Below are 19,234 nucleotides of genomic sequence, written 5' to 3' on the forward strand. Positions count from 1 at the left end.
CTCGATGTGGTGCGTTCGCGCCGCAATCATTTTGCTCCCGTGCTGACCAGGGGATACCCCGACATGCTCGGCCAAAGGCGTGCGTCGTGAAATCGGAGACAGTCATGAGCCCCCATCCGCAACCAGAACTCCGCAACCACACGTTAATGGTCACCGTATCGTCGAATGACGGCCGGCCGGTGCTGGACAGAAGAGCCTATGAAAGCCTGGCAAAGACCTTCCATGAAGCCGCCGACAATGAGGAGGTGCGCGTCGTCGTGCTGCGCGGCCTGTCAGGCTGCTTCTGTCTCGGCGGCGATTTCTCCGAATTCCTTGACGCCACCAAGCACCAGAAACTGATCGCCGCCGTCACCGATCTGTTTCGCACGCTGGCGACGTTTCCCAAGCCCATCCTAGCCTGCGTCGATGGCGATGCCGTCGGCGTCGGCTGCACGATCCTGTTCCATTGCGACATGGTGATCGCGTCCGATCAAAGCACGTTCCGGGTGCCGTTCGTCGATTTTGGCCTGGTCCCGGATGCCGCGACCAGCATCCTGGCGCCGCAGAAACTCGGCTATGCCGGTGCTTTCCGCTTCTTCTGCCTCGGCGACACGCTTCGCGCCGAGGATGCCAGGGCGCTCGGCCTCGTCGCCGAGATCGTGCCGGGCGGCAGCGTCGAGGACGCGGCCCTCGGCCGGGCGAGACAACTTGTCAAGAAGCCGGTCGCCGCCTTGCTGCAGACGCGGGGCCTGCTCAAGGGCAACACCAGCGCGCTGTGCGACCGTATCGATCAGGAGATTTCGCTTTTCCAGCAGGCGCTGCAGGACGACACCACGCTGCGGCGCCTGCAGCGCATAGCCCGGCTGGTGGCTTGAACGGTCCGACCGAAAGGCGTCGACGACGAACGCGCCGCGCGGCCTCTGGCAGCGCGGCGCAAAAGACGTCAGTCTTGCTTTCCCAGAAACGACGGCCCTTCGCCAATGATTTTCCTGTCTTCCTTGCCGATGATGTCGAGATCGCGCCCGTCATAGGGCAGCGACAGGAGGATGCGCCGAATGACCGCCAGTCGGGCGCGCCGCTTGTCATTGGCCCGTATGATGATCCACGGCGCGAATTCCTTGTGGGTGCGCTCGAACATCGTGTCGCGGACCTTGGTGTAGTCGTCCCACTTGGTGATGCCGGCAACGTCGATCGGCGAAAACTTCCAGCTTTTCAGCGGGCTGAAGCGGCGATCGTGAAAGCGCTCGAGCTGCGTCTCCTGGCCGATGTTCAGCCAGAATTTGAAGAAGTGGATGCCCTCATTGGCGATCATCCGTTCGAAATGCGGTGTCTCGTCGAGAAATTGCTCGTGCTGCTGCGGCGTGCAAAAACCCATCACCGGCTCGACGCCGGCGCGGTTGTACCAGGAGCGGTCGAAGGTGAGGAACTCACCCGATGTCGGAAAATGGTCGACATAGCGCTGGAAGTACCACTGCCCCTGCTCGGTCGGGGTCGGCTTGGTCAGCGCCACGTTGCGCGCGGTACGAGGGTTGAGGTACTGGCGCAGCACGAAGATCGTGCCGCCCTTGCCAGCGGCGTCGCGGCCCTCGAACAGCGCCATCACCCGTTTGCCGGTCGACTGCAGCCACGCCTGCGCCTTGACCAACTCGATCTGCAATTTCTCGAGCGTCTCGTCATACTCGTCGCTTTTCATCTTCTTGTCGTAGGGGTAACCGCCGGCGGTCAGCTTTTTGTCTTCGACCCAGTCGGGAAGCACGGGATTTTCAATGTCGAATTCCCGCTCCTTGCCGCCGATCCTGATCTTCAGCGGGCCCGAAGTCGGCGCGGCGGGAGTTTCCTTGGCTTTTTTCATCGAGACGAACCCTTTTCTGCTTCCGGACTCATGCTATTGGGAGCCACTACAGCACTTTTGATTTTGCGCATGATCCTTTCAGAAAATCGATTCCGATTTTCTAGGTCATGCGTTAGACCGGTCCAGCGGAAGTTCCCGTCACCGGTCGGGTGCGAGGCATAGGGTGCGGGCGCGCGAGCGAATGGCTGACCTGGACGCAGAGCAGAGAGGCACGGCGCAAGGCCTGGCCATCCGACTGTGGAACAGCCGCTGGCTGCTGATTGCCGGCGTCGTCGCGATTCTCGCCGTCTATGCTTTGGCCGCGATATCCGGCTTTGTCGTCCTTGCGGCGCTGGCGCTGCTGCTTGCAGCGGCAATGCTGCCGGTCACCGGCACGCGCCAATCGGCCGAGAACGCCGCGGCAATCGAGGCAATCGGCCTGCAACGGCTCTCCGGCGAATATCTTGCCGCCGCCGTCGCCGACCCGCTGATCATCTTCGACCGGACCGCCACCATCGTCCACGCCAATGCCGCCGCTTTCGCCGCCTTCGGCGGGATTGCGCCCGGTCTGTCGCTGTCGCTGAAATTCCGGGCGCCGGAAATGCAGGCTTTGCTGGACGGCGTGCTGTCGGGCGATGTCGCCTCTGACGTCGTCGACTATACGGAGAAGCTGCCGGTCGAACGGGCTTACCGGGTGAGTGCCTCCTCGGTCGGCCACGGCACCGATCTCTATGTGCTGGTGTTCAAGGACCAGAGCGAAGCGCGCAGGATCGACCGCATGCGCGCCGATTTCATAGCCAATGCCAGCCACGAACTGCGCACGCCGCTCGCCTCGATCTCCGGCTTTATCGAAACGCTGCGCGGACCGGCCCGCAACGACCCGGCGGCGCGCGACCAGTTCCTGCAGATCATGCAGAGCCAGACCGGGCGCATGGCGCGCCTGATCGATGATTTGTTGTCGCTGTCGCGGCTCGAGATGAAGCCCTATCTGAAGCCGGGAACCGAGGTCGACCTGCGCGAGACGGTCGACAGCGTCATCGATTCGCTCGGACCGCTGGCCACGGAAAACAGCGTTGTCATTGAACGGGACTACGCCGACGGGCCGCTTGATGTGCCGGGGGATCGCGACGAGCTCTTCCAGGTTTTCGAGAACCTCCTGGAAAACGCCTGCAAGTACGGGCAGTCGGGCGGCCGCGTCGTGGTGTCGATCGCGCGCGGCGATCCCGGCTCGGAGCCAGGCATCGACGTCACCATCAGGGACTTTGGCCCCGGCATTCCCGAGGAACACATTCCGCGCATCACCGAGCGCTTCTATCGCGTCGATGTCGAGACCAGCCGCACCCAGAAGGGAACAGGCCTCGGTCTGTCGATCGTCAAGCATATCCTGACCCGCCACAATGGCCGGCTTTCGATCAAGTCCGAGTTCGGCAAGGGCGCTGCCTTCTCGGTTCATTTGCCGACGCACTGATACTGCCCTAGTTTTCCACGGGACCGTTTCTTTTTTCTGTCATCCGGCTAGCGTATCAGCGGGGGATTCGAGGAAACGACTCAAAAACAAGACACCCCGTGGGAAGGCATTTTGCCATGCAGTCCGTGCATATCATGAGCGCCTATGACGAGGAGCTGAAATATCTGTCGAAGCGCATCGCGGCGATGGGCGGCCATGCCGAGCGTATGGTCGAACAGGCGGTTGCCGCCCTCGTCAATGCCGACCCCGGCCTCGCCCAGAAGGTCATCCGAGACGATGCCGTGCTCGATGAAGGGCAACGCGAAATCGACGACAAGGCGATCATCATCATCGCCAAGCGCCAGCCGATGGCGACGGACCTGCGCGAGATCGTAGGCGCCATCCGCATTTCCGCCGACCTCGAACGGGTCGGCGACCTCGGAAAGAACGTTGCCAAGCGGGTGGGCGCCGTCACCGACGGACGCCAGCCGACCAGCCTGTTCCGCGGCCTCGAAGCCCTGGCCAATCTGGCGCTGACCCAGCTCAAGGAAGTGCTCGACGTCTACGCTTCGCGCTCGGTCGACAAGATCGGCTTTGTGCGCGACCGCGACGACCAGATCGACGCCATGTACACGTCGCTGTTTCGCGAATTGCTGACCTACATGATGGAAGATCCGCGCAACATCACGCCATGCACGCATCTGCTGTTCTGCGCCAAGAACATTGAGCGCATCGGCGATCACGCCACCAACATCGCCGAGACCATCTACTACATCGTCACCGGTGAGCAGATGCCGGCCGAGCGGCCGAAGGGCGACAAGACCGACAAGATCAGCCTTTCCGTAACGCCTCCGGTTAATTGAACGGTCGCGCTCTCGAACCATCGTCCGAATTGCGCTAGACTTTCCGGGCTTTCCTGTATCCTCGTCCGTGGATTGGCTTCGGGAGGTTGTGATGGAAAATGTTCGGAACCTGACTCCGGCGCCTGCGCCGACATCCGGCATTATCGCTTGCGGCGTCTACACGGCTGGGCGTCGCATCGCCGATATTCCCATCGAGGAAGCCGGCGAATGGGCAAAAAAAACCGGTCATGTCGTCTGGATTGGCCTGCTCGAGCCCGACCGCAACCTGCTGCTTCGCGTCCAGGCGCAGTTTCACCTGCATGAACTGGCGATCGAGGATGCCGAGCACCCGCACCAGCGGCCGAAGATCGAGCAATATGGCGACGCCTTGTTCATCGTCGCCCGCACCGCGCAGCTGATCGACGGCCGGGTCACCTTCGGCGAGACCCATTTGTTCGTCGGCAGCGGCTATATCGTCAGCGTCAGGCATGGCCCGTCCACGTCCTATGCCGCCGTTCGTCAGCATTGGGAAAGCTGCCCGCATTCGCTGGCCAAAGGCGAGGATTTCGTCCTCTACGCCATTCTCGATTTCATCGTCGACAATTACATGCCCGTGCTCGAGCAGATCGAGGACGAGGTCGAACTGATCGAGGACAGGGTCCTCTTGAAGCCGATGACAGGTCCCGACATCGAGCGGCTCTATATGCTGCGCCGCGATCTTTTGCGCTTGCGCAATGCGGCACTGCCGCTGGTTGAGGTTTGTCGCCGGCTGACCAGTGCCGACCTGCCGCAGATTCACACCGCCATGCATCCGCTGTTTCGTGACGTGACCGACCACATCCGCACCGTGCAGGAAAAAATCGACAGTCTGCGCGAGGTGCTGGCGTTTGCTTTCGAGGCCAGCCTTCTGGTCGGCCAGAGCCAGGAAACGGCGATCTCCAAGAAACTCGCCTCCTGGGCCGCCATCCTGGCGGTGCCGACGGCATTCGCCGGCATTTACGGCATGAATTTCAGCGACATGCCGGAACTGAAGATGGAATATGGCTACCCGGTGGTGCTGGCCACGATCGCGCTGATCTGTTCGTTTCTCTACTGGCGCTTTCGCAAGAATGGCTGGCTGTGAAAGAAGCGAATAGCGAACAGGGAGTGGCGAATAGGGGAAAAACTGGATTGCCTCCTCGCGGACGCTCAATCAGTTCCTATTCGCTATTCGCTATTCGCTATTCGCTATTCGCTATTCGCTATTCGCTATTCGCTATTCGCTATTCGCTCAGCGACTCCGCCGCCGCTCCGATGCCGGCTGGAACGCCACGCGGGCGTGGTACTTGCAGTAGGGGCCGGTTTCGGCGGCTTCGTTGCCGCAGAAATTGAAGTCCTCCGAAAGCGGATCGCCGTTCGGCCATTTGCAGGTCCGCTCGGTCAGCTCGACGAGCTGCAGATGCCGTGAGATCGGCACCACGACATTCTCGACCGGGCGGATATAGTGGCGTGCCACAGGTTCGGCGTCGAACTGCGTCTGCAACGCCGTTGCGCCGATCGATGTCGTGACATGACGGACCGTGCTTGCGGCGCGCGACACCGATTTCTGAACGGTCGATCCTTGCGCCGCCTTCTTCTGGCGTGCCGGCGTGGCGGTCGACCGCCCGCGGCCCGACAGTTTCAGCCGGTGCACCTTACCGATGACCGCATTGCGGCTGACCCCCCCAAGCTGCGCAGCAATCTGGCTTGCGCTCAGACCCTCGGACCACAGTTTTCTGAGAAGTTCTACCCGCTCGTCAGTCCAGTTCATGAGACCGCTCCTGCTAAGCGTGCGGCAATCGGAATCCACTCCCGGCCCGGCAACATTTGCCGGGGCAGACACCACATATATCTGGTGATTAGGTCCGCCGCACGAAATCTAGTTATTTCTTGACTACAACTACTCTATGCGCTGACTCGGTGACAAGAGTCCCAAGTGCAACACGAATCGGTTTTTTAGGTTTTCCCCAACTTGCCCGGTCGCTCGTGAGCCGGCGTTGCGTCGGAGGGCTTGCCGCGGGGCACTACGCGACGTTTTCGTTGACTTCATGGCCGAAAAACACGATAAGCCGCACAGGCCGCCGCTTTGGCGGCTTTTTTGATTTTCCGGTACCGGAGACGCATATAATGAGCGGTTCGGCGCTTTACGAGACCTTTGCTCGCGCACCCCTGGCCTTCGACCATGGGGAAGGCACCTGGCTGGTTACCGACAAAGGCGAGCGATATCTCGATTTCGCCGGCGGCATCGCCGTCAATTCGCTGGGTCACAGCCATCCGCACCTGGTCTCAGCACTGACCGAGCAAGCCGCGAAGCTCTGGCATGTTTCCAATCTCTACGAGATTCCGGGGCAAAGCCGGCTCGGCGAGCGGCTGGTGGACGCCACCTTCGCCGACAAGGTGTTCTTCACCAATTCCGGCGCCGAGGCCCTGGAATGCGCGATCAAGACGGCGCGGCGCTACCATTTCGTCAAGGGACATCCCGAACGCTTCCGCATCATCACCTTCGAGGGCGCCTTCCACGGCCGCACGCTGGCGACCATCGCGGCCGGCGGTCAGTACAAGTACCTTGAAGGGTTTGGACCCAAGGTCGAGGGCTTCGACCAGGTCGGCTTCGATGACATCGATGCGGCCGAAAAGGCGATCACGCCGGAGACCGCGGCGATCCTGATCGAGCCTGTACAGGGCGAGGGGGGCATCCGCCCGGTGCCGACGCAATCGCTGAAGCGGCTCAGGCAGTTGTGCGAACAGCACGGCCTGCTGCTGATCTACGACGAGGTGCAGTGCGGCATCGGCCGGACCGGCAAGCTGTTCGCGCATGAATGGTCCGGCGTCACCCCCGACATCATGGCGATCGCCAAGGGCATTGGCGGCGGCTTCCCGATGGGCGCCTGCCTTGCCACGGATGAGGCGGCCATTGGCATGACGTCCGGTGTGCATGGCACCACTTTCGGCGGCAACCCGCTGGCCATGGCGGTCGGCAACGCGGTGCTCGACGTGGTGCTGGAAGACGGCTTTCTGGAAGATGTCCAGCGTAAGGCGTTGCTGATGAAGCAGGGGCTGGCGGCGGTCGCCGACGAGTTTCCCGAGGTCATCGAGGACATCAGGGGCACCGGGCTGATGCTCGGTCTCAAGTGCGCCATGCCCAACACCAAGGTGAACATGGCATTGCGCGACCAGCACCTGCTGGCGGTTCCGGCCGGCGACAACGTCATTCGCCTGTTGCCGCCGCTCACTGTCACTGATGCCGAGATCCACGACGCGCTCAACCGCATCCGCGCCGGCGCCAAGGGCCTGGCGGAGGCGATCGCCGCCGCCGCCGCGAAGTAATCCCGGAACCATTGCTGATGTCAGTTCGCCATTTCACCGATCTTTCCGCCGTTTCCGAAGGCGATCTGCGCTTCATGCTTGATGATGCGGTGGTGCGAAAGGCTCGCCTCAAGGCCGGCGAGCGGACCAGGCCGCTCGAAGGCAAGGTGCTGGCGATGATCTTCGACAAGCCCTCGACGCGCACCCGCGTGTCCTTCGACGTCGGCATGCGCCAGCTCGGCGGCGAAACCATCATGCTGACCGGCACCGAGATGCAGCTCGGCCGCTCCGAGACCATTGCCGACACCGCCAAGGTGCTGTCCCGCTACGTCGACGCGATCATGATCCGCACCACCTCGCATGAGCGGCTGCTCGAACTGACCGAGAATGCCACCGTTCCGGTCATCAATGGACTGACCGACGACACCCATCCCTGCCAGCTGATGGCCGATATCATGACCTTCGAGGAGCACCGCGGTCCGGTTGCCGGCAAGACCATCGCCTGGACCGGCGACGGCAACAATGTGTTGCATTCGCTGCTCGAGGCCTCGGCGCGGTTCCGCTTCAACCTCAACGTCGCCGTGCCCGAAGGCAGCGAGCCGGAACAGAAGCATATCGACTGGTCGCAGGCGCATGGTGGCAAGCTGCACTTCACCCGCTCGCCCGAGGAAGCCGTCGACCAGGCCGACTGCGTCGTCACCGATTGTTGGGTGTCGATGGGCCAGGAGCATCGCGCCCGCGGCCACAACGTGTTCTCGCCCTACCAGGTCAATGCCAAGCTGATGGCGAAGGCCAAGCCGGAGGCGCTGTTCATGCACTGCCTGCCGGCGCACCGCGGCGAGGAAGTGACCGACGAGGTCATTGACGGGCCGCATTCGGTGGTCTTCGACGAGGCCGAGAACCGGCTCCATGCCCAGAAGGCCGTGCTCGCCTGGTGTCTCGGCGCTTGATCTCTGGGGGTGTGATGCCTATCTGCGCCGCATCACGCAAATCAAGCGCGTTTCGAAGCATGCGCCCTCCAGGGCGGCATGGCCGCGCCCTGGAGCATTGTCATGTTGGAAACCTATCAAGTGACTGAACATCACCCCAAACTCGGCGAATTCGGCTACGCCGGCGACGATCACGTCGTACCCTTCGAGGTCGGCCCGCTCGATGTGCGCGGCCGCACCGTCCAGCTCGGGCCGATGCTCGACGCCATCCTCAGCCGTCACGACTATCCCGAGCCGGTCGCCCGCCTGCTGGCGGAAGCCTGCGTGCTGACGGTGCTGCTCGGCACCTCGCTCAAATTCGAAGGCAAGTTCATCCTGCAGACCCGCACCGACGGGCCGGTCGACATGCTGGTGGCGGATTTTTCCACGCCCTCGGCACTGCGCGCCTATGCCCGCTTCGATGCAGACCGGCTGGAGGCGCTGGTCGCGGCCGGCGAAACGTCTCAGCAGACGCTGCTCGGCAGCGGCGTGCTGGCGCTGACCATCGACCAGGGCGCTCACACGCAGCGCTATCAGGGTATCGTCCAGCTCGATGGCGAAACGCTGGAAGACGCGGCCCGCACCTATTTCCGCCAGTCGGAGCAGATCCCGACCGATATCAGGCTTTCGGTGGCCAAGCTGCTGACACCCGGCGTCGGCGGCGCTCGCCAGCAGTGGCGTGCGGGCGGCATCCTGGCGCAGTTCCTACCGCAGTCGCCCGAGCGCATGCGCGTTCCGGACCTGCCGGGCGGCGATGGCGATCCGCGCGAGGAGATCCACGATCCGGCCGACAATTCCTGGCAGGAGCTGCTGGCATTGCTTGGCACCATCGAGCCGACCGAACTGATCGACCCGACGATCGGCGCCGAGCGGCTGCTGTACAGGCTGTTCCACGAGCATGGCGTGCGCGTCTTCGGCGGCGTACCGGTTGCCGACCAGTGCTCATGCTCGAGGGACAAGATCCGTGGCATCCTCGAGGGATTCTCGGCGCAGGAGATCAAGGACAGCACCGAAGACGGCGGCATCCACGTCGCCTGCGAATTCTGCTCGAAGCAATATGACTTCGATCCGGCGGAATTTGTGGCGGCCCAGTAGAGAACGCGCCTCACCGGCTGCTTGGCGGCCGGTGAGGCGAAGCTAATTCACCGTCCGCCGCGTCCCCGGCAGATCGAGCGAGAAGGCGGGGATGGCGATGTCGAACGTCTCGCCCCGCTTGTTGCGCATCGTATAGTGCCCGACCATGATGCCGGACGGTGTCGAAAGCGGGCAACCGGACGTGTATTGATAGCTGTCGCCGGGATTGAGTTCGGGCTGGTCGCCGACGACGCCGGGACCGCGCACCTCCTCGACCCTTCCGGTGCCGTCGGTGATGTGCCAATAGCGCGACAACAGCTGCACGAACTCATCCGACTGGTTGTCGATCGTTATCTGATAGCCCCAGACATAGCGGTTCTCCGACGGGTCTGAGCGGTCCTCCAGATAGAACGGCCTGACCTGCACTTCGATGTTGCGCGTCACGGCGCGGTACATAAGCGGCTCCAAAACAATCCAGGTCGAACTGTCCTCGCTCCGGGCGAGCAGGTCAACGTGCGCGTCTTGTCGCGCCCGGCCTGAAAGGCAGGTGCCGACAAAGAATGTCATTTAAGTGACACATGACAATGGTGGTGTGCACGAAGCGGGCGACTCGGCGCTCTGTCGAACTGTTGAAAACGGCCATCACGCGCCGTCTTTTCTGGAATGGCCAGGTCTCGATGGAACTCACCCTCATAGCCGCCGCCCTTTCGATCGCTCTCATCCTTTCAAACCTCGCCAGCATCCTGCTCGCCGCTTCGCGTCTGAAGCGGCGCAGCACCGTCGCGCCGCCGGCCGGCAGGTCGCGGCCGGTGTCGATTATCGTGCCGTCGCGTGGCGTCGAGCCGTTCACGCAGGAGACGCTGGAGCGCGCCCTCTCGCTCGACTGGCCGCGCTACGAACTGGTCTTCTGCGTCGCCCATGCCGACGATCCGGTGGTCAGGCTGATCCGTGCCGCCATCGCCCGTTCTCCCAAGGTGCCGGCGCGGCTGCTGATCGGCGACGACCGCATCAGCGCCAACCCGAAACTCAACAATTGCGTCAAGGGTTGGGAGGCAGCGCGCCACGATTGGGTTGTCCTGGCCGATTCCAACGTGTTGATGCCGAGAGACTATGTGCAGCACCTGATGGCTGCATGGCGGCCCGACACCGGCCTTGTCTGCTCGACGCCGATAGGCTCACGGCCCACTGGCTTCTGGGCCGAGGTCGAATGCGCTTTCCTCAACACGCTGCAAGCGCGCTGGCAATATGCTGGCGAGGCGCTTGGCCTCGGCTTTGCCCAGGGCAAGAGCATGCTCTGGAACAAGCCGATGCTCGACGCCAGTGGTGGCATCCGTGCGCTCGCCGCCGAGATCGCCGAGGACGCTGCCGCAACCAAGCTGGTCAATGGCCTTGGCCTGCGCGTCAATCTCGTCGCCGCGCCCTTCGAGCAACCGCTCGGCCGGCGCACCTTTGACGAGATCTGGTCGCGTCAGGCCCGTTGGGCGCGCCTGCGCCGCGTCACCTTCCCATGGTTTTTCGCACCCGAAATCCTGACCGGGGCAGTGGTGCCGCTGGCACTCGCGCTGTTGGCGGCGGCAAGCGCCGGCGTCAGCATCTGGGCAACCGCCATTGCCGTGCTGGCGGCCTTCTACCTTCCGGAATGCGCCCTGGCCTGGTCCAAGGGCTGGTACCTGTCGCCGCGCATGGTCGCGGCGATCATGTTGCGCGACCTGATCCTGCCGGCGATGTGGGCGCGCGGCTGGCTGGGTGGCGCCGTCGACTGGCGCGGCAACGCGATGACCATCGGCACCAAGGCAGCCGAGCTGGAAGAGACGCCGTCCGGCGCCTGATGGCCAAAGGCCTTTTACTTTGCCGACTTCAGCGCCTGTTCGATGTCTTCCAGAAGATCGTCGGTATCCTCCAGGCCGACCGACAGCCTGAGCGTGCCCGGCCCGATGCCGAGTTCGGCACGCGCCTCGTCGCTCAGATTCTTGTGCGTCGTCGTCGCCGGATGGGTGATCAGGCTCTTGGCATCGCCGAGATTGTTGGAGATCAGCACGATGTCGAGCGCGTTCTGCAAGGCGAAGGCCGCCTGCTTGCCGCCCTTGACGTCCAGGCAGATCAGCGTCGAGCCGCCCGACATCTGCTTCTTGACGATGGCCGCCTGCGGGTGGTCGGAGCGGCCGGGATAGATGACGCGGGCGATTTCGGGCCGCTCGGCCAGGAAATCCGCGATCCTGCCGGCGCTTTCCGTCTGCTGGCGCACGCGCAGCGGCAGCGTCTCCAGCCCCTTCAGCAGCGTCCAGGCATTGAACGGCGACAGGCTGGGGCCGGTGTGGCGGAAATAGTCGTGCAGATTCTCGTCGATCCACTTCTTGTCCGACAGGATGACGCCGCCGAGACAGCGGCCCTGGCCGTCAATATGCTTGGTCGCCGAGTAGACGACGATGTGCGCACCGAGCTGCAGCGGCTTCTGCTGCAGGGGCGTGGCAAAGACATTGTCGACGATCAGCCGCGCACCGATCGAATTGGCAAGCGCGGCAACCGCGGCGATATCGACCACTTCCAGCGTCGGGTTGGTCGGGCTTTCCAGGAAGAACAGCTTGGTGTTCGGCTTGACCGCTTTTTCCCAGTTGGCGATGTCGGTGCCGTCGACCAGCGTCGCCTCGATGCCATATTTCGGCGCCAGCGTCTCGACCACCCAGCGGCAGGAGCCGAACAGCGCGCGTGCTGCCACGATATGATCGCCGGCCTTGGCGCTGCACAACAGCGAGGCCGTCACCGCGGCCATGCCGGATGCGGTGGCGCGCGCGTCCTCGGCGCCTTCGAGCGCGCACATGCGCTTTTCGAACATGTCGACGGTCGGGTTGGCGTAGCGCGAGTAGATGAATCCCGGCTCCTCGCCCTTGAAGCGGGCTTCGGCGGCCTGCGCCGTTTCGTAGACATAGCCCTGGGTCAGGTACATCGCTTCGGAGGTTTCGCCGAAACCGGAACGCAGGGTTCCGCTATGCACGAGTGTCGTTTGAGGCTTCCAGTTACGCTTCTTGGTGCTCATCGCTTTTGTTCCAGACACAAAAAAACCGGCCGCGAAAGTCGCAACCGGTCCATACGGCCTTGCGGCCCGACGGTCCTTTAGCGACTTGTTTAACGTGGCTGCAAGCCGACCGGCCAAATCACCACGGGATAACGACCCTTTAGACCCGCGCCACGCTTGCGTCAATTGCCGGCTTGATTAAGAGGTTTGTACCAAGCAGGTTCCGCAGCAGTGTTCCGCGGTTTCGCGGCAAGAGCCTGCGAACAGAAAATCGCCTGGCCTAGGAGTGGAGCCTTGCGGCAGACAGGCATTCTTCCCGATCAGGACATTTCGGCGCTGTTCCGGTCCGGCGCGCTGAAGTCGGCGCGCGCGTTCGATGCCGATCAGATCCAGCCGGCGAGCCTGGATCTGCGGCTCGGCGACAAGGCCTGGCGGGTGCGGGCCTCGTTCCTGCCGGGCCCCAACCACAAGGTTTCGGAAAAGCTCGACCGGCTGCAACTGCACGAGATCAATCTTGCCGAGGGCGCGGTGCTGGAGACCGGCTGCGTCTATATCGTGCCCTTGCTTGAAAGCCTGGCATTGCCGGCGGACATTTCGGCCTCGGCCAATCCGAAGAGTTCGACCGGGCGGCTCGACATCTTCACCCGCGTCATGACTGATCGCGGCCACGAGTTCGACAAGATCGCCGCCGGCTATCACGGCCCACTCTATCTCGAGGTCAGCCCGCGCACCTTTCCGATCGTCGTGCGTACCGGTTCGCGTCTGTCCCAGATCCGTTTCCGCACCGGCAATGCACTGCTCTCGGAAGCCGAGCTGCATGACCTGCATCGCGCCGAGATGCTGGTCGCAACCGAGCCGCCGAACATTTCCGGCGGCGGCATCGCACTGTCGATCGATCTCAACGGCGATCAGAACGGCCTGGTCGGCTATCGCGGCAAGCATCACACCGGTCTCGTCGATGTCGACAAGCGCGCAGCACAAGAGGTCGTCGACTTCTGGGAGCCGATCCACAAGAGCGGCGCCGGCGAACTGGTGCTCGATCCCGATGAATTCTACATCCTCGTCAGCCAGGAAGCGGTGCATGTGCCGCCGCTCTACGCCGCCGAGATGACGCCGTTCGATCCGCTGGTCGGCGAGTTCCGCGTCCACTATGCCGGCTTCTTCGATCCGGGTTTCGGCCATTCGGCGTCCGGCGGCACCGGCAGTCGCGCAGTGCTCGAAGTGCGCAGCCACGAAGTGCCGTTCATCCTCGATCATGGCCAGATCGTCGGCCGGCTGGTCTACGAGCATATGCTGAAGCGGCCGCAGGCGCTCTACGGCACCGATCTCGGCTCCAACTACCAGGCGCAAGGCCTGAAGCTGTCCAAGCATTTCCGCCCCGCGCGCTGAACCCAGTTCCCGTCGGGCAATAGACTTGCCTGCGCTGGCTCGCCATGCTTGGCTGCCTTTCTGGTCGCCAAGCTGGCGGCGTTCAAGGGGAACCAAGAAAATGCGGATTTCGAAATGGATCATATCGGCAGCAGGTGCTGCCGTGTTGCTGATGGCGGCCGGCTCTCTGTCGGCGCAGGCTGCTGAGAAACTGAAGATCGGCACCGAGGGTGCCTATCCGCCGTTCAACACCATCACCCCCGACGGCAAGGTCGTCGGCTTCGATATCGACATCGCCAATGCGCTGTGCGCGCAGATGAAGGTCGAGTGCGAGATCGTCACCCAGGACTGGGACGGCATCATCCCCGCCCTGCAGGCCAAGAAATTCGATGCCATCATCGCCTCTATGAGCATCACCGAGGAGCGCAAGAAGCAGGTCTCCTTCACCAACAAATACTATACGACTCCGCTCGCGCTGGTGGCGCCGAAGGATACCGAACTCACCTCGACTGAACCGGCGGCCCTTGCCGGCAAGACGGTCGGCGCCCAGGCCTCGACCACGCAGGCCGACTATGCCCAGAATGTCTATGGCAAGGCTGGCGCGGAGGCGAAACTCTACCCGACCCAGGAAGAGGCGATCACCGATCTGACGAACGGCCGTCTCGATGCCGTCATCTCTGACAAATTCGTGCTGGTGGACTGGTTGAAGAAGGCAAGCGACGGCTGCTGCAAGCTGGTCGGCGACGTCAAGGGCACGGAGACCCAGGCCGGCATCGCCGTTCGCCTGGAAGACACCGCGCTGCGCGACAAGCTCAATGCGGCGATAGACGCCATCGTTGCCGACGGCACCTACAAGAAGATCCAGGCCAAGTACTTCGACTTCGATATTTATTGAGGCCGGCTGCAGCTCGGTCAGCCGCGAAACAGATGCTCTTTTGCGGCGCCGAGGCATGCGTGAAAACGGCCGATAAAGAGCAATTCTCGCACAGCCAACCGCTTTCTACCCCAGAAAGCGGTGGTCTGCTTCTTCTCGTCAAGCGAGGCCCCCAAGGGAAACAGCTGCTTGTCCAGGCACCCGAAGACATGGGCCCTGGCGGAATCGATGCCACAGGCTTTGGCACTATCGTTCAATCTGTTGCTGCGAAGTGCCGAGGTCATCCGATCCGCATTGCGTATCAGGAACCCGATCTGCGCTCTCGAGTATCCCGTGGTCAGAAGCCGGTTCGTCATCGCCGTACGGGCTTCGCGATAGGATTTTGCGCTCCATTGTCCCGCACTGTAAGCCACTGAAGGAGAGGCGAGGACGATCGCCAGGCCTACGGATGCAAGACCAAGTCGCATGCCCATCGCCCGATCCTTCTGGCGCCTGGCCTCAAAGCGCCTTCACCGCCACCTTCACCGGCTGCTCGATTTCGAGTGGATTGCGCAGCGGCAGGCCGAAATCCTTGGCCTCGATCTCGAACACATCGCCGGCCTCTGTCTTGATGCCGTCGGCGAAGGACAGCGTCGCCGTTCCGAACATGTGCACATGCACGTCGCCCGGCTGGCGGAAGGCCGCATATTTGAAGTGGTGGTGTTCGAGATTGGCGATGGTGTGCGACATGTTCGCTTCGCCAGACAGGAACGGCTTTTCCCATAGCACCTTGTTGCCGCGATAGATGCGCGAGCTGCCGCGGATGTCGGCGGGTAGGTCGCCGATCAGGATTTCCGGCCCGAACGCCGCGTTGCGCAGCTTGGAGTGGGCCAGGAACAGATAGTTCACGCGCTCGGTGACGTGGTCGGAAAACTCGTTCGACAGCGTGAAGCCGACGCGGAACGGCGCGCCGTCGTCGCCGATGACATAGATGCCGGCCACTTCCGGCTCTTCGCCGGCGTCCTTGGCGAAGGCCGGTGACAGCAGTGCGGCGCCTGGCGCCACCGCCATCGTACCGTTGCCCTTGTAGAACCATTCCGGCTGCACGCCGATCTGGCCTTTGGCAGGCTTGCCGCCCTCCAGCCCCATGCGGAACATCTTCATCGAATCGGTCAGTTCCTCCCGGCCGTCGGTGCTGAGCTTCTTGTGCATGGAATCACGCGTCGCGGCCGATCCGAGATGTGTCAGTCCGGTGCCGGTCAGATGCAGGTGCGCCGGGTCGGGGTGGTTGATCGGCGACAGCAGCCGCCCCTTCTTGTAGGCGGCATCGAGATCGATTGTCTCGCCAAGCCCCTTGCGTTCGATCAGCGCGACGAGGCCGACGCCGGTGCGAGCGGCCTCCATCGCCAGCGAATAGACGCTGCGCGCGCCATTGATGATCCGGGTCTTGCCGCCGTTGCGGGCTACGACACGGATGGTCTCGGCGTCATCGAGAATCTGGGAGATCAGCATGATGAATCCTCTCTCATTTGCCTTGGCACGGGCTGCCGGAACGGCAAACCTTGCCAAGCGCGGCCAGGACCTCGTCCATGCCACGGGTGAAATTCTCCATTCGGATTGCGCTCGCGAGCCTGGTCCCTCAGGGGGACTTCTTTTCGTGCCGCCGGGCTGCGCCGCGATGTGACCCGTATGCCTTCCTGTTTCCTCAGCCCTTGTTCTTGTTGTAGACGTCGAACACCACCGCGCCGAGCAGCACCAGGCCTTTCACCACCTGCTGCCAGTCGACATTGACGCCCATGATCGACATGCCGTTGTTCATCACGCCCATGATGAAACCGCCGACCACAGCGCCGATGACCTGGCCGACACCACCCATCGCCGAGGCGCCGCCGATGAACACCGCGGCGATGACGTCGAGCTCGCTGCCAAGGCCTGCCGCCGGCACCGCCTGCCCAAGGCGCGCCGCGATGATCAGGCCGCCAAGCGCCGACAGCACGCCCATATTGACGAACACCATCAGGGTCAGTCGCTCGGTCTTGATGCCCGATAGCTGTGCCGCCTTGGCATTGCCGCCCATTGCGTAGATGCGCCGGCCGATCGTCATGCGTTTGGTGACGAACACGAACAGTGCGATCAGCACGCCCATCACCATGAGAACGATCGGCAGGCCCCTGTAGCTGGCGAACTGGTAGACAAGGAACAGCGCCAGCGCGCTGGTCACCAGGGTCTTGATGACGAACAGCGTGAAAGGCTCGGCTTCGTAGCCGTGCTGCTCGCGCGTGCGCCGTGCCTTGAGCCCGAAATACGCATAGGCGAGCACGGCGACGACGCCGATCAGGATCGTCGTCATGTGCAGTGTCAGGCCGCTGCCGATGATGGTCTTGCCGGCGGCGTTCACCGTTGGCGGGATCAGCGTCAAGGGGCCGATCACGTCCGGAATGAAGCCGGAACTGAGCGCCTTGAAGCCATCTGGAAGCGGCCCCACGGAAGACCCGCCACCCAGCAGCGCCTGGCAGATGCCGCGGAAGATCAGCATCCCGGCCAGCGTCACGATGAAGCTCGGTATTCGGTGATAGGCAATCCAGTAGCCTTGGGCCGCGCCGATGCCGCCGCCGATGATGAGGCAGATGATCGACACAACCAGCGGATTGCTGAGGGGGCCAAGCGGCCAGATGACCATCATCATTGCCGCCAGCGCGCCGATGAAGCCGGCGACGGAGCCGACGCTGAGGTCGATATGGCCCGAAACGATCACCAGAAGCATACCCAGCGCCATCACGATGATGAAGCTGTTCTGCTGCACCAGATTGCTCAGGTTCACCGGCTTGAAGAGCGTGCCGGACGTGGTGAACTGGAAGAACACCATGATGGCGATCAGCGCCAGGATCAGGCCGTATTCGCGCAGATTCGTGATCAGCGCCGAGACGGCCACACGCGGCCCCTGCTGCACATCTTCGGCGACGCCGCTTTTCGGCGCGGGAGCGCTTTCGGTGGTCATGATGCTTTTCCTTCTCCCCGAACGATGGCGCGCATGATCTTTTCCTGGCTGGCGTCGCTCGCCGCCATTTCGCCGACGATCCGGCCTTCGTTCATGACGTAGATGCGGTCGGTGATGCCGAGCAGTTCTGGCATCTCCGACGAGATGACGATGATCGCCTTACCCTCGGAGGCGAGGCGGGCGATGATGGTGTAGATTTCATACTTGGCGCCGACGTCGATGCCGCGCGTCGGCTCGTCGAGGATCAGCACTTCCGGATTGGCGAACAGCCATTTCGACAGCACCACCTTCTGTTGATTGCCGCCCGACAGATTGCCAGTCATCTGATAGACGCTGGACGAGCGGATGTTGGTCTTGGCCTTGTAGTCATTGGCGACGGCAAGTTCGCGCAGGTCGTCGATCACGGCGCGGCGCGACACGCCGGGTAGGTTGGCCAGTGTGATGTTGTGCTTGATGTGATCGATGAGATTGAGACCGTAGGTCTTGCGGTCCTCGGTGACGTAGGCAATGCCGTGCTCCACCGCCTTGCTCACCGACGAGACATCGATCGGCTTGCCCTTGAGCAGCACCTCGCCAGTGATGCGGCGACCATAGGAGCGGCCGAACAGGCTCATCGCGAATTCGGTGCGTCCGGCGCCCATTAGCCCGGCGATACCCACCACCTCGCCTTTGCGGACATTGATATCGATGCCCTTGATCACTTGTCGCTCGGCATGGATCGGGTGATAGACCGACCAGTTCTTCACCTGGAGCACGACCTCGCCGATCTTGGGCTCCCGCGGCGGATAACGGTCGTCGAGCGAACGGCCGACCATCGAGGTGATGATGCGGTCCTCCGAAATGTCTTTCTTGGCAAGTGTTTCGATGGTCCGTCCGTCGCGGATGATGGTGACCTTGTCGGCGACCCGGTTCACCTCGTTGAGCTTGTGCGAGATCAGGATCGAGGTGATGCCTTGCCGCTTGAATTCGAGCAGCAGGTCGAGCAGTGCCTGGCTGTCTTTTTCGGACAGGCTCGCCGTCGGCTCGTCGAGGATCAGCAGCTGCACTTCCTTGCTGAGCGCCTTGGCGATCTCGACCAGTTGCTGCTTGCCGACGCCGATATTGGTGATCAGCGTCTTGGGGTCCTCCTTGAGGCCCACCTTCTTCAGCAAGGCGCTGGTACGTGTCTCGTTGGCATTCCAGTCGATGATGCCAAATCTGGCGTGTTCGTTGCCAAGGAAAATGTTTTCGGCGATCGACAGCATCGGCACCAGCGCAAGCTCCTGGTGGATGATGACGATGCCCTTGTGTTCGCTGTCGTGAATGCCCTTGAAATGGCATTCCTCGCCACGGTAGACGATCGCGCCATCATAAGTGCCGGACGCATACACGCCCGACAGCACCTTCATCAGCGTCGACTTGCCGGCGCCGTTCTCGCCGACCACGGCATGGATCTCGCCTTCCTCGACGCTGAGGTTGACGTTCGACAGCGCCTTCACGCCGGGGAACGTCTTGGTGATGTCGCGCATCTCCAAAATCGTCGAGGCCATTGGGACTA

18 protein-coding genes and 1 riboswitch are annotated in these 19,234 nt (G+C 62.7%); of the genes, 10 read left to right on the forward strand and 8 right to left on the reverse strand.

What is annotated here, in order from left to right:
* The first annotated feature begins 104 nt into the window (after nucleotides 1–104).
* Complete coding sequence (locus AC0ZT5_RS32320; protein ID WP_488499727.1) at nucleotides 105–854, forward strand: enoyl-CoA hydratase-related protein; 750 nt, start codon at nucleotides 105–107, stop codon at nucleotides 852–854.
* Between the two features lie 68 nt (nucleotides 855–922).
* On the opposite strand, the gene ppk2 is transcribed toward AC0ZT5_RS32320, so the two are convergent.
* Nucleotides 923–1,831 carry a polyphosphate kinase 2 gene (gene ppk2 / locus AC0ZT5_RS32325; protein ID WP_488499728.1) on the reverse strand — a complete coding sequence of 303 codons (909 nt, stop codon included), beginning with the start codon at nucleotides 1,829–1,831 and terminating at the stop codon, nucleotides 923–925.
* 181 nt (nucleotides 1,832–2,012) lie between these two features.
* On the opposite strand from ppk2, the gene AC0ZT5_RS32330 reads away from it, so the two are divergent.
* The 3 genes from AC0ZT5_RS32330 to AC0ZT5_RS32340 all read left to right on the forward strand — a co-directional run bounded on the left by AC0ZT5_RS32330 (nucleotide 2,013) and on the right by AC0ZT5_RS32340 (nucleotide 5,222).
* Entirely contained in the window at nucleotides 2,013–3,278 is a 1,266-nt protein-coding gene (locus AC0ZT5_RS32330) for an ATP-binding protein (RefSeq protein WP_488499729.1), read from the forward strand.
* Nucleotides 3,279–3,394: 116 nt separating this feature from the next.
* Complete coding sequence (gene phoU / locus AC0ZT5_RS32335) at nucleotides 3,395–4,120, forward strand: phosphate signaling complex protein PhoU (protein ID WP_184877678.1); 726 nt, start codon at nucleotides 3,395–3,397, stop codon at nucleotides 4,118–4,120.
* 91 nt (nucleotides 4,121–4,211) lie between these two features.
* Entirely contained in the window at nucleotides 4,212–5,222 is a 1,011-nt protein-coding gene (locus AC0ZT5_RS32340) for a magnesium and cobalt transport protein CorA (protein ID WP_095082303.1), read from the forward strand.
* Between the two features lie 147 nt (nucleotides 5,223–5,369).
* On the opposite strand, the gene AC0ZT5_RS32345 is transcribed toward AC0ZT5_RS32340, so the two are convergent.
* Nucleotides 5,370–5,888 (reverse strand): GcrA family cell cycle regulator, encoded by a 519-nt coding sequence (locus tag AC0ZT5_RS32345; RefSeq protein ID WP_457152058.1) that lies wholly within the window; start codon nucleotides 5,886–5,888, stop codon nucleotides 5,370–5,372.
* A 356-nt stretch (nucleotides 5,889–6,244) separates the two neighbouring features.
* Between AC0ZT5_RS32345 and AC0ZT5_RS32350 the strand changes: the two genes are divergently transcribed.
* The 3 genes from AC0ZT5_RS32350 to AC0ZT5_RS32360 all read left to right on the forward strand — a co-directional run bounded on the left by AC0ZT5_RS32350 (nucleotide 6,245) and on the right by AC0ZT5_RS32360 (nucleotide 9,486).
* Entirely contained in the window at nucleotides 6,245–7,444 is a 1,200-nt protein-coding gene (locus tag AC0ZT5_RS32350; protein ID WP_488499730.1) for an acetylornithine transaminase, read from the forward strand.
* A 17-nt stretch (nucleotides 7,445–7,461) separates the two neighbouring features.
* Entirely contained in the window at nucleotides 7,462–8,373 is a 912-nt protein-coding gene (argF, locus tag AC0ZT5_RS32355) for an ornithine carbamoyltransferase (RefSeq protein ID WP_457152060.1), read from the forward strand.
* Between the two features lie 78 nt (nucleotides 8,374–8,451).
* A complete protein-coding gene (locus AC0ZT5_RS32360) occupies nucleotides 8,452–9,486 on the forward strand; it encodes an Hsp33 family molecular chaperone (RefSeq protein ID WP_488499731.1) in 1,035 nt (344 codons plus the stop codon).
* Between the two features lie 42 nt (nucleotides 9,487–9,528).
* Here the strand turns inward: AC0ZT5_RS32360 and apaG are convergent, their stop codons facing one another.
* Complete coding sequence (apaG, locus tag AC0ZT5_RS32365) at nucleotides 9,529–9,921, reverse strand: Co2+/Mg2+ efflux protein ApaG (protein WP_095084266.1); 393 nt, start codon at nucleotides 9,919–9,921, stop codon at nucleotides 9,529–9,531.
* Between the two features lie 221 nt (nucleotides 9,922–10,142).
* Here apaG and AC0ZT5_RS32370 point away from each other — a divergent pair, with 221 nt between their 5' ends.
* Nucleotides 10,143–11,294, forward strand: a complete 1,152-nt coding sequence (locus AC0ZT5_RS32370) for a ceramide glucosyltransferase (RefSeq protein WP_488499732.1) — start codon at nucleotides 10,143–10,145, stop codon at nucleotides 11,292–11,294.
* A 14-nt stretch (nucleotides 11,295–11,308) separates the two neighbouring features.
* Here AC0ZT5_RS32370 and AC0ZT5_RS32375 read toward each other — a convergent pair whose 3' ends face one another.
* The gene (locus AC0ZT5_RS32375; protein WP_488499733.1) at nucleotides 11,309–12,499 is read right to left on the reverse strand and encodes an O-succinylhomoserine sulfhydrylase; all 1,191 of its coding nucleotides are present in this window, start codon (nucleotides 12,497–12,499) and stop codon (nucleotides 11,309–11,311) included.
* 57 nt (nucleotides 12,500–12,556) lie between these two features.
* A riboswitch (SAM riboswitch) is annotated at nucleotides 12,557–12,634 on the reverse strand.
* A 138-nt stretch (nucleotides 12,635–12,772) separates the two neighbouring features.
* Between AC0ZT5_RS32375 and AC0ZT5_RS32380 the strand changes: the two genes are divergently transcribed.
* Both AC0ZT5_RS32380 and AC0ZT5_RS32385 read left to right on the forward strand, forming a co-directional pair.
* Nucleotides 12,773–13,867, forward strand: coding sequence for a 2'-deoxycytidine 5'-triphosphate deaminase (locus AC0ZT5_RS32380; protein ID WP_457152064.1), 1,095 nt, complete (start codon nucleotides 12,773–12,775; stop codon nucleotides 13,865–13,867).
* Nucleotides 13,868–13,967: 100 nt separating this feature from the next.
* Nucleotides 13,968–14,741: an ABC transporter substrate-binding protein gene (locus AC0ZT5_RS32385; RefSeq protein ID WP_095084265.1), complete on the forward strand. Its 774-nt coding sequence runs from the start codon at nucleotides 13,968–13,970 to the stop codon at nucleotides 14,739–14,741.
* Nucleotides 14,742–14,758: 17 nt separating this feature from the next.
* Here the strand turns inward: AC0ZT5_RS32385 and AC0ZT5_RS32390 are convergent, their stop codons facing one another.
* From AC0ZT5_RS32390 to mmsA, 4 genes are all read right to left on the reverse strand, one after another.
* A complete protein-coding gene (locus AC0ZT5_RS32390; protein ID WP_488499734.1) occupies nucleotides 14,759–15,193 on the reverse strand; it encodes a hypothetical protein in 435 nt (144 codons plus the stop codon).
* Nucleotides 15,194–15,218: 25 nt separating this feature from the next.
* Nucleotides 15,219–16,211, reverse strand: coding sequence for an AraD1 family protein (gene araD1 / locus AC0ZT5_RS32395; protein ID WP_488499735.1), 993 nt, complete (start codon nucleotides 16,209–16,211; stop codon nucleotides 15,219–15,221).
* A 193-nt stretch (nucleotides 16,212–16,404) separates the two neighbouring features.
* Nucleotides 16,405–17,697 (reverse strand): multiple monosaccharide ABC transporter permease, encoded by a 1,293-nt coding sequence (gene mmsB, locus AC0ZT5_RS32400; protein WP_095082262.1) that lies wholly within the window; start codon nucleotides 17,695–17,697, stop codon nucleotides 16,405–16,407.
* Nucleotides 17,694–19,226, reverse strand: coding sequence for a multiple monosaccharide ABC transporter ATP-binding protein (gene mmsA, locus AC0ZT5_RS32405; protein WP_488499736.1), 1,533 nt, complete (start codon nucleotides 19,224–19,226; stop codon nucleotides 17,694–17,696). The genes mmsB and mmsA overlap by 4 nt, the downstream gene beginning before the upstream one ends.
* Between the last annotated feature and the right edge of the window lie 8 nt (nucleotides 19,227–19,234).

The sequence above is a fragment of the Mesorhizobium sp. CNPSo 4670 genome (genome assembly GCF_057784235.1).

Coding starts and splice junctions, on each gene's coding strand:
- araD1 (WP_488499735.1), bottom strand. CDS start 16,211: ATGCTGATCTCCCAGATTCTCGATGACGCCGAGACCATCCGTGTCGTA.
- AC0ZT5_RS32370 (WP_488499732.1), top strand. CDS start 10,143: ATGGAACTCACCCTCATAGCCGCCGCCCTTTCGATCGCTCTCATCCTT.
- AC0ZT5_RS32360 (WP_488499731.1), top strand. CDS start 8,452: ATGGCCGCGCCCTGGAGCATTGTCATGTTGGAAACCTATCAAGTGACT.
- AC0ZT5_RS32390 (WP_488499734.1), bottom strand. CDS start 15,193: ATGGGCATGCGACTTGGTCTTGCATCCGTAGGCCTGGCGATCGTCCTC.
- AC0ZT5_RS32375 (WP_488499733.1), bottom strand. CDS start 12,499: ATGAGCACCAAGAAGCGTAACTGGAAGCCTCAAACGACACTCGTGCAT.
- AC0ZT5_RS32350 (WP_488499730.1), top strand. CDS start 6,245: ATGAGCGGTTCGGCGCTTTACGAGACCTTTGCTCGCGCACCCCTGGCC.
- AC0ZT5_RS32345 (WP_457152058.1), bottom strand. CDS start 5,888: ATGAACTGGACTGACGAGCGGGTAGAACTTCTCAGAAAACTGTGGTCC.
- AC0ZT5_RS32330 (WP_488499729.1), top strand. CDS start 2,013: ATGGCTGACCTGGACGCAGAGCAGAGAGGCACGGCGCAAGGCCTGGCC.
- apaG (WP_095084266.1), bottom strand. CDS start 9,921: ATGTACCGCGCCGTGACGCGCAACATCGAAGTGCAGGTCAGGCCGTTC.
- AC0ZT5_RS32340 (WP_095082303.1), top strand. CDS start 4,212: ATGGAAAATGTTCGGAACCTGACTCCGGCGCCTGCGCCGACATCCGGC.
- AC0ZT5_RS32320 (WP_488499727.1), top strand. CDS start 105: ATGAGCCCCCATCCGCAACCAGAACTCCGCAACCACACGTTAATGGTC.
- argF (WP_457152060.1), top strand. CDS start 7,462: ATGTCAGTTCGCCATTTCACCGATCTTTCCGCCGTTTCCGAAGGCGAT.
- mmsB (WP_095082262.1), bottom strand. CDS start 17,697: ATGACCACCGAAAGCGCTCCCGCGCCGAAAAGCGGCGTCGCCGAAGAT.
- mmsA (WP_488499736.1), bottom strand. CDS start 19,226: ATGGCCTCGACGATTTTGGAGATGCGCGACATCACCAAGACGTTCCCC.
- AC0ZT5_RS32385 (WP_095084265.1), top strand. CDS start 13,968: ATGCGGATTTCGAAATGGATCATATCGGCAGCAGGTGCTGCCGTGTTG.
- ppk2 (WP_488499728.1), bottom strand. CDS start 1,831: ATGAAAAAAGCCAAGGAAACTCCCGCCGCGCCGACTTCGGGCCCGCTG.
- phoU (WP_184877678.1), top strand. CDS start 3,395: ATGCAGTCCGTGCATATCATGAGCGCCTATGACGAGGAGCTGAAATAT.